The 15,237-nt window shown below is 71.0% G+C and carries 16 protein-coding genes and 1 pseudogene; 8 read left to right on the top strand and 9 right to left on the bottom strand.

Annotated features, from left to right (window positions below; genetic code table 11):
• Nucleotides 1-272 precede the first annotated feature (272 nt).
• The 4 genes from ACZ7GZ_RS16180 to ACZ7GZ_RS16195 form a co-directional block, all read right to left on the bottom strand.
• Nucleotides 273-1,340: a hypothetical protein gene (locus ACZ7GZ_RS16180; RefSeq protein ID WP_471024581.1), complete on the bottom strand. Its 1,068-nt coding sequence runs from the start codon at nt 1,338-1,340 to the stop codon at nt 273-275.
• A complete protein-coding gene (locus ACZ7GZ_RS16185; protein WP_471024583.1) occupies nt 1,340-2,002 on the bottom strand; it encodes an RNA polymerase sigma factor in 663 nt (220 codons plus the stop codon). The genes ACZ7GZ_RS16180 and ACZ7GZ_RS16185 overlap by 1 nt, the downstream gene beginning before the upstream one ends.
• Nucleotides 2,003-2,533: 531 nt before the next feature.
• Nucleotides 2,534-3,166 carry an RNA polymerase sigma factor gene (locus ACZ7GZ_RS16190; protein WP_471024585.1) on the bottom strand — a complete coding sequence of 211 codons (633 nt, stop codon included), beginning with the start codon at nt 3,164-3,166 and terminating at the stop codon, nt 2,534-2,536.
• A gap of 90 nt (nt 3,167-3,256) precedes the next feature.
• The gene (locus ACZ7GZ_RS16195; protein WP_471024586.1) at nt 3,257-3,631 is read right to left on the bottom strand and encodes a hypothetical protein; all 375 of its coding nucleotides are present in this window, start codon (nt 3,629-3,631) and stop codon (nt 3,257-3,259) included.
• Between ACZ7GZ_RS16195 and ACZ7GZ_RS16200 the strand changes: the two are divergent.
• A pseudogene (locus ACZ7GZ_RS16200) lies at nt 3,572-3,763 on the top strand (hypothetical protein); the annotation flags it as partial. The gene ACZ7GZ_RS16195 and the pseudogene ACZ7GZ_RS16200 overlap by 60 nt on opposite strands.
• A gap of 205 nt (nt 3,764-3,968) precedes the next feature.
• On the opposite strand, the gene ACZ7GZ_RS16205 reads toward ACZ7GZ_RS16200, so the two are convergent.
• From ACZ7GZ_RS16205 to ACZ7GZ_RS16215, 3 genes are all read right to left on the bottom strand, one after another.
• Nucleotides 3,969-4,355: a hypothetical protein gene (locus ACZ7GZ_RS16205; protein WP_471024587.1), complete on the bottom strand. Its 387-nt coding sequence runs from the start codon at nt 4,353-4,355 to the stop codon at nt 3,969-3,971.
• Nucleotides 4,356-4,524: 169 nt separating this feature from the next.
• Nucleotides 4,525-5,094, bottom strand: a complete 570-nt coding sequence (locus ACZ7GZ_RS16210; RefSeq protein ID WP_471024589.1) for a hypothetical protein — start codon at nt 5,092-5,094, stop codon at nt 4,525-4,527.
• 92 nt (nt 5,095-5,186) lie between these two features.
• Nucleotides 5,187-6,848, bottom strand: a complete 1,662-nt coding sequence (locus tag ACZ7GZ_RS16215; RefSeq protein WP_471024590.1) for a beta-N-acetylhexosaminidase — start codon at nt 6,846-6,848, stop codon at nt 5,187-5,189.
• Nucleotides 6,849-7,002: 154 nt separating this feature from the next.
• Here ACZ7GZ_RS16215 and ACZ7GZ_RS16220 point away from each other — a divergent pair, with 154 nt between their 5' ends.
• The 7 genes from ACZ7GZ_RS16220 to ACZ7GZ_RS16250 all read left to right on the top strand — a co-directional run bounded on the left by ACZ7GZ_RS16220 (nt 7,003) and on the right by ACZ7GZ_RS16250 (nt 12,581).
• Nucleotides 7,003-7,575, top strand: coding sequence for a 2-oxo-4-hydroxy-4-carboxy-5-ureidoimidazoline decarboxylase (locus ACZ7GZ_RS16220; RefSeq protein ID WP_471024592.1), 573 nt, complete (start codon nt 7,003-7,005; stop codon nt 7,573-7,575).
• Between the two features lie 193 nt (nt 7,576-7,768).
• The gene (sdhC, locus tag ACZ7GZ_RS16225; RefSeq protein WP_076087831.1) at nt 7,769-8,149 is read left to right on the top strand and encodes a succinate dehydrogenase, cytochrome b556 subunit; all 381 of its coding nucleotides are present in this window, start codon (nt 7,769-7,771) and stop codon (nt 8,147-8,149) included.
• A 5-nt stretch (nt 8,150-8,154) separates the two neighbouring features.
• Nucleotides 8,155-8,634 (top strand): succinate dehydrogenase hydrophobic membrane anchor subunit, encoded by a 480-nt coding sequence (locus ACZ7GZ_RS16230; RefSeq protein WP_471024594.1) that lies wholly within the window; start codon nt 8,155-8,157, stop codon nt 8,632-8,634.
• Between the two features lie 19 nt (nt 8,635-8,653).
• The gene (gene sdhA / locus ACZ7GZ_RS16235; RefSeq protein ID WP_471024596.1) at nt 8,654-10,408 is read left to right on the top strand and encodes a succinate dehydrogenase flavoprotein subunit; all 1,755 of its coding nucleotides are present in this window, start codon (nt 8,654-8,656) and stop codon (nt 10,406-10,408) included.
• A complete protein-coding gene (locus tag ACZ7GZ_RS16240; protein WP_360081380.1) occupies nt 10,408-11,187 on the top strand; it encodes a succinate dehydrogenase iron-sulfur subunit in 780 nt (259 codons plus the stop codon). The genes sdhA and ACZ7GZ_RS16240 overlap by 1 nt, the downstream gene beginning before the upstream one ends.
• 111 nt (nt 11,188-11,298) lie before the next feature.
• A complete protein-coding gene (locus tag ACZ7GZ_RS16245) occupies nt 11,299-11,709 on the top strand; it encodes a VOC family protein (RefSeq protein ID WP_471024597.1) in 411 nt (136 codons plus the stop codon).
• Nucleotides 11,710-11,840: 131 nt separating this feature from the next.
• Nucleotides 11,841-12,581: a TetR/AcrR family transcriptional regulator gene (locus ACZ7GZ_RS16250; protein ID WP_471024599.1), complete on the top strand. Its 741-nt coding sequence runs from the start codon at nt 11,841-11,843 to the stop codon at nt 12,579-12,581.
• 73 nt (nt 12,582-12,654) lie between these two features.
• On the opposite strand, the gene ACZ7GZ_RS16255 is transcribed toward ACZ7GZ_RS16250, so the two are convergent.
• Together ACZ7GZ_RS16255 and ACZ7GZ_RS16260 are read right to left on the bottom strand one after the other, a co-directional pair.
• Nucleotides 12,655-14,199, bottom strand: a complete 1,545-nt coding sequence (locus ACZ7GZ_RS16255; protein ID WP_471024600.1) for an ABC transporter substrate-binding protein — start codon at nt 14,197-14,199, stop codon at nt 12,655-12,657.
• 786 nt (nt 14,200-14,985) lie between these two features.
• Entirely contained in the window at nt 14,986-15,225 is a 240-nt protein-coding gene (locus ACZ7GZ_RS16260; RefSeq protein WP_061920469.1) for an SCO4848 family membrane protein, read from the bottom strand.
• Nucleotides 15,226-15,237 lie beyond the last annotated feature (12 nt).

The following is a 15,237-nucleotide window of genomic DNA, read 5'->3' on the forward strand; positions in this document are numbered from 1 at the left end:
ACCGCGCCCTCCCCTCTCCTTGCACATGCGGGCGCGGGCCCTCACTCCCCCTCCCCCCTCCGCCCCCACGTGGTGCGTAGCCCGCCCCCCCCCCCCCCCCCCCCCCCCCCCCCCCCCCCCCCCCCCCGCCAGGTGCACGAGCCGTGGGTACGGGGGGAACCCCGGCTCAGTGCGACGGCCGATGACCAGTCGGCTCACTCAGTACTGCGTACCGGGCTCCGAAAACGTCACACCTTGCGCCAAGAAATTTTCGCGCACCACGAAACCGCAGGTCACAGGCGGTTCGCCGAGGTCGGCTTCGGGGCTGGAACGGACACGGCGCCGTCGCCGTGCCGGGCCGTGACGCGGGCACCGCCCGTGCCGGGGTGACCGCCGCCGCCCCCCTTGCCCGGGTGACCGGGGCGGCCCCGGCCGGGGTGGCCGTCGTCGTCGCCCCCGTCCTTGCCCCCGCCTTTGCCCTTGGCCTTCCCGCCGTCGCCGCCCTCGTCACCCTTGCCGCCGCTCTTCGTGCCGTCGGCCAGGTCGGCGACGGACAGGACGACCTTGCAGTACCGGCTCACCCGCGCGCTGCCGCCCGCGAGGTTCTCCAGCGCGCGCCGGCGGCCGGCCTCCAGTTCCCTGCCGTCCCGGAGGTCCCGGCAGGCCGCGGCCGCGTCCTTCCACCGGCGGCCGGGGGTGCCGGAGGGTTCACCGGCACCCGGGGCGTGGCTCCTGCCCGTGTGGTCGCGCGGTCCCGCGGCCTCGCTGGAGCCGCCGGGGCGCGCGCCCTGGCTGCCGCTCGGCGCGCCCGGACCCTGATTCGTGCCCGAGGTGCCCGGGGACGGGACCGGGGCGAACGGCGCCGTGGAGGTCGCGTCGGCGGAGACGGAGGCGGCGGGGCCGGGCTTCTCGGGCCCGAACGGCGTACGCAGCATCCCGCTCCCGGCGGCCATGGCGACGCCGCCGAGCGTGCCCGCGGCCACCACGGCGGCGAGCGCCAGGCGCACCGGGCGGCCCCAGCGGGACCGGCGGGCCGGGGTTCCGGTACGGCCCGGGGCACCGATGCGGATCAGGCCCGCGTCGGCACCGGGCACGGGCCGCCGGGAGGTGCCGCCGGCGGGGGCGGGGGCGGTCCGTTCGGCCCCGGCGGCCTCGCGGGCCTTGCGGAACGCGGCCAGGGCGGCCTGTTCACCGGGGAGTTCACCGCTGGCGGGGGCCGCCTTCGCGGCCAGCGCGCCGAGTGCCTGGGAGAGGCGTTCGGCCTGGTCACGGGCGGGCGCGTCGACGGCTTCCAGCGACTCACCGCGCAGCAGGCGTTCCGCGGTCTCACGGTTCAGCCACTTGTCCTGCTCGTCGGCCATCACATGTCCTTCTGCGTCCGCGTACGCGTATGCGTCACAGTTGCGGACGACACCGCGCGACCGCGCGGTTCTCGCTGGGGCGGGAGCGCGTCGAGCACGCCCGCCGATTCCGGATCCTCGCCGATCAGCTCCGCGAGCCGCTTCAGACCGCGGTGCGCCGCGGTGCGCACGGCACCGGCGCGTTTGCCGAGGGTCTCGGCGGCGCTCTTCGCGTCGAGGCCGACGACGACCCGCAGGACGACCGCCTCGGCCTGGTCCTGGGGGAGCCGCGCGATGAGGGAGAGGGTGCCGTCGGTGGCCAGGGCCTCGATGGCCTCGCCGGCCGTGTCGGACTCGGCGGCCCGGCCGGTCAGCTCCGTCTCGTCGCCGCCTATGGCAGGGCGGCGACCGCGCATGCGTATGTGGTCCAGAGCACGGTTGCGGGCGATCCGCGCGGCCCAGCCGCGGAAACGGTCGGCGTCTCCGCTGAACCGGTCCAGGTCGCGGGCGATCTGCAGCCAGGCCTCGGACGCGACGTCCTCGGCGTCCGGATCCCCGACCAGTGTCCGCACGTATCCGAGCAGCCGTGGCTGCACGGAGCGGTACACCGTACGGAACGCGGTCTCGTCTCCGTCCTGTGCCGCACGCACCGCGGCGGTCAGCTCCGCGTCGTCCCCCAGCACCGCACTCCCTTTACGCCTGGTTGCCGGTCGGCGCGAAAGGCACGTTACGGCGTGAAACCGCTCCCCGTCCATGTCTGTAGAAGATGCAACTAACTCGTGACCGGGTGCGGGTGTGCGCAGGGTGAGGGGCGACCGGGTCGGGGTGTGACAGAAACCGCACTCCTGACGCTGAAGGAAGTACGGGCCGCGCGCGGCCCGTCCGCGCGACGGCCGGGGCCTCTCCTGTGGGGGGTGGCGGCCCCGGCCGTTCGCACTGCACGAGGGCGCCAGGTGACGAGGTTCACTTCCTCCCGGCGGTCTTACGTGCCGAATCGTCGCCGCTTCCCGCGTTCTCGCCGCTCTTCTTCCCCTGCATCGGCTGATTCCCCCGCTTCCCCTGAGGCGCATGAAGGGGCCCCGGCCGCCGTGCCGTTCACCCATGCCTGTTCCCGTCCTCGTCCGGCGCGCCGGAGACCGGCGGCTTCCCGTGGCACGCACGGGCCCCGGGGCCGACGGCTCCCATGTGTCCGTACGGCCCACGATCGGCGCTGTTCACATCGACTCACCCAGCGTCCGGGGGCCGTCATCCGTCATGCCCGCGCCCGCCGCGCTCCCGGCGCCCAGGTGCCGGGCGAGACGCTTCAGCCCGCGGTGCGCGGCCGTGCGGACGGCGCCGGGGCGCTTGCCGAGGACGCGCGCGGCGGCCGGGCCGTCCAGGCCGACGACCACCCGCAGCAGCACCGCCTCGGCCTGGTCGCGCGGCAGTCCGCGCACCAGCTCCAGCGCCCGCTGCGTGGACAGCGACTCCAGGGCCTCGTCGTGGGTGCTGTGCCGGCCGGGCAGCTCCAGCGCGTCCTGTTCCAGCGGCGCGGCCCGGGGCCGTACCCGCCGGCGGCGCAGGTGGTCGAGGGCGCGGTACCGGGCGATGGTCGCGGTCCAGCCGCGGAAGCCGGCGCCGTCGCCCTTGAACCGTCCGAGGTCGCGGGCGATCTCCAGCCAGGCGTCGGCGGCCACGTCCTCCGCGTCCTCGCCGACGAGGCCGCGGAGACAGCCCAGCAGGCCGGGCTGCACGATCCGGTAGGCCACCGCGAAGGCGGTCTCGTCGCCCTGCTGGGCGCGCGCGACGGCCTCGCCCAGCTCCCCGTCCCGCGGCTGCGGGCGCCGGGGTCGCCCTCCCTGGCCCAAGACGTCCTCGTGGCTCGTCCCTCACGGTCCGACACGCTCAGGCCGTGTCTCCGCCTTCCGCGAGGATCAGCGCCGCGCCGCACAGAAATGTCACAGCGTCCGTGGCGCCGGACCGCCCGCACCCGGCGCCGCCCCGGTCAGCCGATGGTGATCCGCGGATGCGCGCCGGGCCGTGTTCGCGGCCGGTGCGGGCCAGGGCGGCGACTTCAGCATCCGGCTGACCGGCGGCGCCACCGCGCCCGGCACCTGACCACGGCCACCGGTTCCGTCACCTACCTGGGCGCCGCGACCGGCGACTTCAACCGGGACGGATACGCCGATGCCGCCCTCGACCACCGCGATACGGGCGGCGCTTCCCGGGTGGTCCGGTTCGCCGGCTCGGCGAGCGGACTGACCGGAGCGGGCGTGCTCGGCGTCAGGGGCGGCCGGTCCGCCGCCGCGGCCGACTTCGACTTCGACGGCCACGACGACCTGGTCATCGGCCAGCCGTACGCGGACACCGGCGGGGTGCCGGGTGCGGCCGAGGACGGTGACGCCATGGACCGGTCGGTCGCGGCCGGCGACTACAACGGCGACGGCTACCCCGACGTCCTGACCGGTGTTCCCGGCGAGGACCTCACCCGCGACGGTGTGAACCGCGTCAACGCCTCGGGCGTGCCCGGCGCCACCGAGAGCGGCGACCAGCTCGGCACGGCGGTGTCGCTGACCGACCTGTCCGGGTACGGGCGGGCCGATCCGGTCTCCGGCGCGGGCGGCGAGGACGGTGGCGACGGCATTCTGACGTACCTGCCGGGCAACACGGTCAGCGGGAGCCCGTCGCGTCCCGGCACAGCAGGCGCAGCGAGCCGCCGCCGCCGTAGACGCGCCGGGCCTCGTCGATGGGGTCCCAGAGCCTGCCGTCGGGGGTGCGCACCCAGTGGTCGCCGCCGGCCGCCCACCACTCGGCGCCGGTCTGGCGGACGATCACCTCACCGGCGTAGGCGCCGAAGCCGCGCAGCACGCCCTCGACGGCGGCGTACGGCGGTCCCTCGCGGCTTATCTCCTCGATCATCCGGTCGACCCGCCACAGGCTCTGCGCCGAGTAGTCGAGCCGTACCCGGGCGCCCTCGCGCATCGCCGCCACGGCGTCCGCGGCCCACCGCACGGGCTTCGCCGCGGCGTGCGGCCTGGTCTCCTGCTGTGCTGTCACGTACTGGGTCGTCACACAGGGGACAGCGATCCGCTCCGCTTCGGCGTCACAGGGTTCGGAAGCGTTTCACCAACCGTCGCGGAACCGGCTCAAGCCCACCGCAGGATGCTTACAGGACTCGTGCAGCCAGGGCGTTTGAGCGCCCACCCGCCATGGCGCGCCGCGTTTCTCAGGCGCCGGCTCCGGACTCGGTGCGTGCCCGCCGGGACACCACCGCCCGCAGCACCCGGCGCCCCTCGATCGACAGGTCCAGCGCGCGGCGCAGGCCGTGCGGGCCGTGCTCGGCCAGGAGTTCCAGTACCGCCGTCTGCCGACGCAGCTCCGCCGCGACCAGCGGAGGCAGGTCAGCCGTGTCTCCCGCGCGCCCGGCGTCCAGGCCGTCCCCGACCGCCGCACCGTCCGCCGCCGGATCCAGCAGCCGGTGTATCCGCAGCGAGGCGACCGAGCAGGCGTCGGCCCAGGGCCGCACCGCGTCGGTGGTGCGCTCGGCCGGAGCCGCCTGCAGCATCCGGCGGACCAGCCGCACGACCTCGTCGTCGCCGGCCCTCTCCACGCCGAGCGCCCCCCGGGCCTTCTCCAGGCTCGCGCCCCAGCCGGAACCGTCGGCGAGGCTCGCCCACAGGGGCCGCAGCAGCTCGTCGTCGGCGCCGAGCAGAGGCAGGCACCGGTCGAGACAAGCCAGCCCGCTGGCGGCCAGTCCGCGGTCGTCGGCCTGTCCGATCAGTTCCACCAGGCTCATGAAATGTCTCCCTCGCCAGGGCGCCGCCCCATACGGAGCCCGCACTTCCCCTTACTGCGTGCAACGGCGCGGGAGTGTCACAGCAGATGTTTTCAGCCAAGTCGGTCCGCGAGATTCCGGAAGTCGGTCCAGGACAACGCGGGCCTGCCCGGGTCCCACAGTTTCTGCGCGGTGGCCCGCAGCGGCATCCGGATCCCGGCCGCGACCTGCGCCTGCGTCTGCGCGTTCGGGAAGTCGGACCACACCGCGAACGAACCGCCGAGGATCTGCCCGTCGTAGCCCGCCGGTACGGCGCTCGTGCCGCGCAGCACCCGCGGGTTCCACTGCTCGTAGATCCGCTGCCCGGTCGGATAGACGAAGGTCTGCGGCTGGCCGAGGACGTAGTAGAGGAACTCGTCGTTGTAGTTGAGCACCTTCCGCCCCGCGCTCAGGTACTCCGCGGGCTGCCGGGCGCCGATCTCCTTGCCGGTCCAGTAGGCGGCCTGGAGGTCCTTCGCGGCCTGCACGGAGGTCCCGCGGTAGAAGCCGTCGTTCCAGGCCCGCATGGTCCTGCCGTGGGCGCGGACGGTGGCGGCGCGGTCGTTCAGCCAGCCGGTGGCGAGGTCGGCGACGGTGCCGCCGGAGCCGTACTTCTGCCGGGCGGCGGCGGCCAGCTGCGGATAGGAGGCCTGCGCGTTCTTCACGGTCAGCGCCTGGTACTCGTCGCCGCCGAGGTGCCACTGGCCGCCGGGGAACAGCCCCGCGTACTCGTTCAGCAGATCGTCGACGATCTTGGCGGAGGCGGGCTTGGAGATGTCGATCGCGCCCTTGGTGGCGATCCCGGCGGCGTTGCGCAGCTGGAGGTCGGGGTGGGCGGCGAGGACGGCGCCCAGGTGCCCGGGCGAGTCGATCTCGGGGACGACGGTGATGTGCCGGCTGTTCGCCAGGTCCACGATCCGCCTGACCTGTGCCTTGGTCAGATGGTCCGGGGAGACGATCTCGGGATGGCTGCTGGACTCGATCCGGAACGCCTGGTCGTCGGAGAAGTGCAGCCCCAGCTCGTTGAACTTCAGGTCCCCCAGCTCCCGTATTCGGTCCTCGATCCAGGACTCGGAGTACGGTTTGCGCGCGATGTCCAGCATGAACCCGCGCACCGGCTTGGCCGGCTCGTCCCGCACGGCCCCCTCCGGCGCCGTACCGCCGCCGTGGACCTCCTGCTTCAGCGTGCGGCTGCCGTAGAAGACACCGGCCTCACCGGGACCGCTGATGTCCACCCGCCCGTCGCGGACGGTCATCGTGTACGACTCCTGGTTCCCGCCCCCGCCGCCGAGCGCGAGCCGGACGTCCCCCGCCCGTACGTCGTCCTTCTGGCCCGCGTAGCCGATCCCCAGCTCCCCGGCTATCAGCCGCCCCTCGTCGGCCAGCTCCCCGTCGCTGATCACCACCCGGTCCGCCTTCTGCGGCTTCCAGCCGGGCCCGCGCGCCGGAGTGTGCGAGCGCACCGCGGGTATCGTGCGCGGCGCCTGCGACAGCGGATAGGACCGGCTGGGCCGCGGACTCGCCGAGGGCTTGGCCGCCTCGCTGGAGGCGCTGCCGGCCACCCGGCCGGACGGCGACTGCTGCCGCGCGCCCCCTTCCGGCTGCCCGCCGCCCCCGCTGGAGGCCCACACGCCGACGCCCGTGCCGAGCGCGACGGTCCCGACGAACGCGGCGGCCACCACCGCCCGCTTCCGTATCACCTGCTGCGCCGAAGCACGGCGCTTGTGCTGGGTCACCCTGCCAACGTACGACCGATCGGGGTTTCCTTCGTCATCGAGGTGTTCTGAAACTCTGCCGTCCGAGTGAATTCCGGGCATCACAGGGACACACAGTGACCACTCTCGATAACCTGACGACACACCTTTCACAGCATCCCCTGCCACGCCACATGTGACGCGAGGACCCACGCTGCCCGCCCACCGTCTCCCGTATCTCCCCACGCCCCTCGACGCCTTCAACACCGCCCCCGGCGACGAGGCCCGCGCCCTCCTGCTGCACTGCCTCGACAGCCTGCGCTGGTCCCATCGCATCGCAGACCACCGCCCCTACCCCGACCTGGAGTCCCTCCTGGCCGCGGCGGACGAGGCGGCGTACGACCTGTCGCCGGCGGATCTGGCGGAGGCCCTGGCCGGGGAGTCGCTGCTCGAGCTGCCCGAGGACACCTACTCCGCCGCATCCATGGCCCTGAGCGCCGCTCATGCCGCCTACGAAGCCCGGTTCGGACACGCGTTCGTCATCTACCTGGGCAACATCCCCCCGGACGAGGCCCTCGATCACACCCTCGAAGCCATCCGATCACGATTGACGAACGATCCGGAGGAGGAACGGGTCATAGCGGCGGAGGAGCTGCGGCGCCTTGCAAGAGGGCGGCTACTGGACCAGCTCAGGGGCGCGGGGCCGCATCCGTCAGCGGCTCCGCCACGGGGCGCGACCAGCCACAACGCACCGGCAGTCGGCAAATAACAGGACACACCACCCCCCATAGCCACAAGCCCCCTAACCCATCCGGTGCCAGTTTGATCACACCGGTAGGCCCCCCGTAAGGCACGGCGCAGCGTCTCGCTACGATGCTGGGGGCCGGTGGACCGTACCCGGCCGGGCCCGACCGACACCGAAGCCGGCGCGGCCCTAATCCCCGCTCCCGGAGGGTTCTTCCGTGCCGGCTGGAACGCTGTACCGCGGCCGGGAAGGAATGTGGTCCTGGGTGGCTCACCGAGTCACCGGCGTCCTCATCTTCTTCTTCCTGTTCGTTCACGTGCTGGACACCGCTCTCGTGCGTGTCTCCCCCGAGGACTACGACAAGGTCGTAGCCACGTACAAGACGCCGATCGTCGCGCTGCTGGAGTACGGCCTCGTCGCCGCCATCCTCTTCCACGCGCTCAACGGCCTGCGCGTCATCGCCGTCGATTTCTGGTCGAAGGGCCCGCGCTACCAGAAGCAGATGTTCTGGACCGTCATGGGGGTCTGGGTCGTCCTGATGGCCGGCGCGATCTACCCCGTGCTCGGCCACGCCGCTCGTGTCCTGTTCGGGAGCTGACGCCGATGTCCACGACTGAAACCACCGCATCCGGCGTCGGCCCCGTCGAGGGCGCCGCCTACGACGTCGACAACCCGGCCCCGCTGATCGAGGCGCCGCGCAAGCGCACCAAGAAGTCCCCGAAGTCGACCCGGGGCAACTTCGAGCTGGCGGCCTGGCTGTTCATGCGCCTGTCCGGCATCGTGCTGGTCGTCCTGGTCCTCGGCCACCTGCTGATCCAGCTCGTGCTGGACGGCGGTGTCTCCAAGATCGGCTTCGCCTTCGTGGCCGGCCGCTGGGCGTCCCCCTGGTGGCAGGTCTGGGACCTGCTGATGCTCTGGCTCGCGATGCTGCACGGCGCCAACGGCCTGCGCACGGTCATCAACGACTACGCGGAGCGCGCGAGCTCCCGCATGTGGCTGAAGGCCCTGCTGTACACCGCCACGGTGTGGACCATCCTGCTGGGCACGCTGGTGATCTTCACCTTCGACCCGAACATCCGCTAGGCACGGGGCTGCGAGAATCATGAAGATCCACAAGTACGACACCGTCATCGTCGGCGCCGGCGGCGCGGGCATGCGTGCCGCCATCGAGGCGACGAAGCGCAGCCGCACCGCCGTGCTGACCAAGCTCTACCCCACCCGCTCCCACACGGGCGCCGCGCAGGGCGGCATGGCCGCCGCGCTGGCCAACGTGGAGGAGGACAACTGGGAGTGGCACACCTTCGACACGGTCAAGGGCGGTGACTACCTGGTCGACCAGGACGCCGCCGAGATCCTGGCGAAGGAGGCCATCGACGCCGTCCTCGACCTGGAGAAGATGGGCCTGCCGTTCAACCGCACCAAGGACGGCACCATCGACCAGCGCCGCTTCGGCGGTCACAGCCGCAACCACGGCGAGGCCCCGGTCCGCCGGTCCTGCTACGCCGCGGACCGCACCGGCCACATGATCCTCCAGACGCTGTACCAGAACTGCGTCAAGGAGGGCGTGGAGTTCTTCAACGAGTTCTACGTCCTGGACCAGCTGATCACCGAGGTCGACGGCGTCAAGCACTCGGCCGGTGTCGTCGCCTACGAGCTGGCGACCGGCGAGATCCACATCTTCCAGGCGAAGGCCGTCATCTACGCCTCCGGCGGCTGCGGCAAGTTCTTCAAGGTGACCTCCAACGCGCACACCCTCACCGGTGACGGCCAGGCCGCCGTCTACCGCCGGGGTCTGCCGCTGGAGGACATGGAGTTCTTCCAGTTCCACCCCACCGGCATCTGGCGCATGGGCATCCTGCTCACCGAGGGTGCCCGCGGCGAGGGCGGCATCCTGCGCAACAAGGACGGCGAGCGCTTCATGGAGAAGTACGCTCCCGTCATGAAGGACCTGGCGTCCCGTGACGTCGTGTCCCGCTCCATCTACACCGAGATCCGCGAGGGCCGCGGCTGCGGTCCCGAGGGCGACCACGTCTACCTGGACCTCACCCACCTGCCGCCGGAGCAGCTGGACGCCAAGCTCCCGGACATCACCGAGTTCGCGCGCACGTACCTCGGTATCGAGCCGTACACGGACCCGATCCCGATCCAGCCGACCGCGCACTACGCGATGGGCGGCATCCCGACGAACGTCGAGGGCGAGGTCCTGTCGGACAACACCACGGTCGTCCCGGGTCTGTACGCGGCCGGCGAGGTCGCCTGTGTCTCCGTGCACGGCGCCAACCGCCTCGGCACCAACTCGCTGCTGGACATCAACGTCTTCGGCCGCCGCGCGGGCATCGCCGCCGCCGAGTACTCGGCGAAGGCCGACTTCGTCGAGCTGCCGGAGAACCCGGAGACGTTGGTCGTCGAGCAGATCGAGCAGCTGCGCAACTCCACCGGCAACGAGCGGGTGGCGACCCTGCGCCGTGAGCTGCAGGAGACCATGGACGCCAACGTCATGGTGTTCCGCACCGAGCAGACGATCAAGACGGCGGTCGAGAAGATCGCCGAGCTGCGCGAGCGCTACAAGAACGTGGCGGTCCAGGACAAGGGCAAGCGGTTCAACACGGACCTGCTGGAGGCCATCGAGCTGGGCAACCTGCTGGACCTGGCCGAGGTCATGGCGGTGTCCGCCCTGGCGCGCAAGGAGTCCCGCGGCGGTCACTACCGCGAGGACTACCCGAACCGCGACGACGTCAACTTCATGCGCCACACCATGGCGTACCGCGAGGTCGGCGCCGACGGCTCGGAAACCGTCCGTCTCGACTACAAGCCGGTCGTCCAGACCCGCTACCAGCCGATGGAGCGTAAGTACTGATGGGTACCCCTGTTCTGGACAAGGCGGACGCGGCCGGCCAGCCCGAGCCCGGCTTCGCCGACTCCCCCTACATCACGGTCACCTTCCGCGTCCGCCGGTTCAACCCGGAGGTCTCGGCGGAGGCGGCCTGGGAAGACTTCCAGCTGGAGATCGACCCGAAGGAGCGTGTCCTCGACGGCCTCCACAAGATCAAGTGGGACGTCGACGGCACCCTCACCTTCCGCCGCTCGTGCGCGCACGGCATCTGCGGCTCGGACGCGATGCGGATCAACGGCAAGAACCGCCTTGCCTGCAAGACGCTGATCAAGGACATCAACCCCGAGAAGCCCATCACGATCGAGCCCATCAAGGGCCTGACGGTCCTGAAGGACCTGGTCGTGGACATGGAGCCGTTCTTCCAGGCGTACCGGGACGTCATGCCGTTCCTGGTCACCAAGGACACGAACGAGCCGACGCGGGAGCGGCTGCAGTCCGCCGAGGACCGCGAGCGCTTCGACGACACGACGAAGTGCATCCTCTGCGCGGCCTGCACCTCCTCCTGCCCGGTGTTCTGGAACGACGGCCAGTACTTCGGTCCGGCCGCGATCGTGAACGCCCACCGCTTCATCTTCGACAGCCGTGACGAGGCGGGCGAGCAGCGCCTGGAGATCCTCAACGACCGTGACGGCGTGTGGCGTTGCCGTACGACCTTCAACTGCACGGACGCCTGCCCGCGCGGTATCGAGGTCACCAAGGCGATCCAGGAAGTGAAGCGCGCGCTCATCACGCGCCGCTACTGATCTTCCCGGTCAACCGCATCCGGCCCGAGGGCCCCGCTTCCGATCCTCCGGAAGCGGGGCCCTCGGGCGTTTTTGTCGGATTTCGCCGACCCGCGGTTCTAATCTGACGACATGTCAGACAAAGAGTCGTACGAACTGCTCGGTTTCGACAACGTGCTGCTGCCCGTCGGTGACCTCGGCGAGGCCGTCGACTTCTACGAGCGGGCCGGGTTCACCGTGGGGTTCCGGTTCGACGAGGCCGGGATCGCGCTGCTGAGGGTCGGCGCGGAAACCCCCGGGCTCCTGCTGCGCGCCGAGGAGGCAGTGGGGCACCGGACACCGCCCTGGCCCTCGCCGCGCATCTGGCTGGAGGTGCCGGACGCGCGGGCGGCGGCACGGGAGCTGGCCGCGGCCGGCATCAGGACGCTGGACGAGGTGTTCCGGGTGGTCACCGGCTGGACCGTGGAGATCGCCGACCCCTGGGGCAACGTCCTCGGGTTCACGGACTACACCAAGCGCCCGGAACTGGGCCGCAGAAACTGACGTGGACGCCCCGAAGGGGCGCGGCCGTGTCCGATACGCACTACCGCCGCGGGCGCGACCAGCCACGACGGCGCCACAGACGGCCGACAGCCCATCACGGACTCCCGGCGGAGCGCATAGGCTCTTCTACCGTGCCCGCGAAGAACGACGGTCCCGAGACGGCCGGTTCCCCCAGCAGCAAGTCCGAGCAGACCCGCGCGCTGATCCTGGAGACCGCGATGCGGTTGTTCCAGGAGCGCGGGTACGACAAGACCACCATGCGGGCCATCGCCAAGGAGGCCGGGGTCTCCGTCGGCAACGCCTACTACTACTTCGAGGGCAAGGAGCACCTGATCCAGGGCTTCTACGACCGGATCGCCGCCGAGCACCAGGCGGCGGTCCGCGAGATCCTGGACCGGGAGACCGACCTGGAGGCGCGGCTCGCCGGCGTGCTGACCCGCTGGCTCGACATCGCCCGGCCGTACCACGAGTTCGCCGTGCAGTTCTTCAAGAACGCCGCCGACCCCGACAGCCCGCTCAGCCCCTTCTCACCGGAGAGCGAGCACGCCCGCGAGCAGGCCATCAGCGTCCACCGGGAGGTGCTGGCCGGCTCGAAGTCCAAGGTCGCCCCCGAACTGCGGGACATCCTCCCCGAGTTGATGTGGCTCTCCCAGATGGGACTGGTCCTGTACTGGGTCTTCGACCGCACCGAGGGCCGCGAGCGCAGTTACCGGCTGGCGCGGCGGGGGGCGCGACTGACCGCGCGCGGCGTGTCCCTGGCCCGCTTCCGGGTGCTGCGCCCGCTGGTCCTGGAGGTCCACGAGCTGTTCACGGACTTCCTGCCGGGGATGACGAAGGTGCTGCCGGATCCGGAGCGCAAACGGGCCGAGTGATCACGGTTGCACGGCGCGGAAAGCAACGTCGTCCAGGGTGTTCATCAGGGCCGGGCAGACGAAGGCCGACTGGTCAGATCCAGTTCAGACGCCACAGGCGGAACACGCCCGTGCCGTCGTCCAGGTACTGGCTGCCGCCGACGTCCTCGGTGCTGACCACGTACTCCTTGCTCTGCCACAGCGGGATCAGCGGGACGTCCTGGGCGACGTCCGCCTGGATGTCCTTGAAGTCGCTTGCGGCCCGGCCGCGGTCGGGGTACTGCTGGCTGTCCAGGACGAGCTGGTCGACCAGCTTGTTGCTGTATCCGGTGCTCATCGTGGAGCCGGTGCCGACGAGCGCGGCGCCGAAGGTGTCCGGGTCGGGATAGTCGGCCACCCAGCCGACCGCCCACGCGTCCATCTTCCCGGTGGCCCAGCGCTTCTGGAAGTCGGTCCACTCGTACCCCTGGACGTCCACCTTGAACAGGCCGCCCGCCTCCAGCTGCTTCTTCAGCGCCGCGGCCTCCTCCTCACCGGCGCCCCGGTTCCTGCCGTAGCCGAAGGTGAAGTGCACCGGCAGGCTCACCCCGGCCTGGGTGAGCAGCTCACGCGCCTTCTGGACGCTCTGCGTCGGGTAGTCGTCGAAGAAGGAGGTGGTGTGGCCGGTGATGCCGGCCGGGATCAGCGAGTAGAGCGGGTCGACCGTGCCCTCGTAGACCGTCGCGGCCAGCTTCTCGCGGTCGACCAGCCAGGCCATCGCGCGGCGCACCCGTACGTCGTGCAGCGGGGAGGACGCGCGGGTGTTGAGGTACAGGTTGCGGGTTTCGGCGCTGTCGGACTCGGTGACGCGCTGCCTGGGGTCGCTCGGGTTGAGCTGGGAGAGCACGTGCGGCGGCAGGTCCCGGGTGGCGACGTCCACCCGGCCCGCCTTCCAGGCGCTGTCGAGTTTCGCCGAGTCGGCGTAGTAGCGCAGCTCGACCGGGCGGCCGGTGCCGCCGAGGTAGCCCTTGTACCGCCCGTTCGGCCTCAGTTCGGCCTGCCGGCCCTTGGTGTACGAGGCCAGGGTGTACGGGCCCGTGCCGTCGACCGCGGTACCGGTGCGCAGGGAGTGGGCCGGGTAGGTGTCCTTGTCCACGATCGACCCGGCGCCCGTGGCGACCTTCAGCGGGAAGGTGGCGTCGGGGGACGACAGGTGGAAGGTGACGGTCGTGGCGCCGTCGGTGGTCACCGAGGCGAGCGTGGAGAACAGCGACGACGGTCCGACGTCGGAGTTGATCTTCTTGACGCGGTCGAAGGAGTACTTCACGTCCTCGGCCGTCATCGCGCGCCCGCTCGGGAAGGTGATCCCGGACCGCAGCGTGCACTGGTACGTCCGCAGGCCGCCGCCCTGGAAGGCACAGCTCTTCGCCGCGTCCGGGACCGGCTCGACACCGCCCGGCTCGAACGTCAGCAGCGACTGGAAGACATTGCTGAACAGGGCCCAGGAACCGGCGTCGTAGGCACCGGCCGGGTCGAGGTTCGTGACGGCGTCCGTCGTCCCGACCGTGATGGTCTTGTTGTTGTCCCCCTGCGACGGCAGCAACTGCCAGCCGCCGATTCCCACGACCGCGAGCACGAGCAGTGTCATGAGAACGCGCATGCGAACAGATCGCATGGTGGTGCCCTCCCCCAGGCCTGCGAAGGCCCTACCCCTGGCCCAGCACGATTCCGCCACTCCCCTAAGTGACGCGGCTCACCTAATCACAGGAGTTTCACCGGGGGGAAGGGCTTTCTGACCAGTTGTGGCAAGAACGCGCCGAGGCGCTGCGAACCGGGATCGGCGCGTTCCTCTTCCGTTCTCCAGTGCTCTAGGTGTTGGCGCAGACAGCGACGAGTTGCAGCGTAAGGGGGGAGGTCTGGTTGTTTTCCACTCCCACTTCCCAGCCAGTGCCGCCCGCCGATGGTTCGGATGTCCGGACGTCTACCGCGTTGCCCTGGCCCCCACCACTGAGCTGAGTCGAGTACCCTCCGCCCAGGACGTGCTTCCCAGCCGGGCACGGCAGCTGGAAGAAGGCGCTGGAGCCCGGGGGTTGCGTCTGGGGAGTGCTGGTCACCACCTGGTAACCGCTGATCGGCCGAGCCGGGGGGTCTACCGGCGGGTCTGCTGGTGGCTGCGCAGCGCTCTGGTTGCAGGCGGCCCTCTGACATGGTGCAGCGGCGTCGGACTGGGCCACAGCGTCAGTCGCCCACGTGACGACCGCCAGCACGGCGCCTGCCACTGCCACGGCGATTTTCCTCGTCTTCATGCTCGTCGCTCCTAACGGTGACCGAGAGTGACCCCACCTAACTACTCCCTCGGTACCGACCCGCGTCCGCCACTCATAACGTGGTAGCAAGATCCACCCGTTGAGCGCACGAGCCACTTCTCACCCATGCCCGTGCGCCGCTATGACGTCCGGCGCAGTGCGCGCAGGCCGCGCAACCCGATGACTCCGATGACCGTCCCCAATACGAAGGAAACGACCGCCAGCAGCAGGTGCACCCAGAAGTACGCGGTCGGGTGGCCGTGGTCGAAGGCGAGCCCGCTGCTGTCCTTGACCAGGTTCTTGACGAAAGTGACCCAGATGACCCAGGACCACACCCCGAAAGCGAGCAGGAACCAGGAGACCGGGCGGCTGAGCTTCATGGCACCAGTATC

Source organism: Streptomyces sp. NPDC037288, from assembly GCF_055603265.1.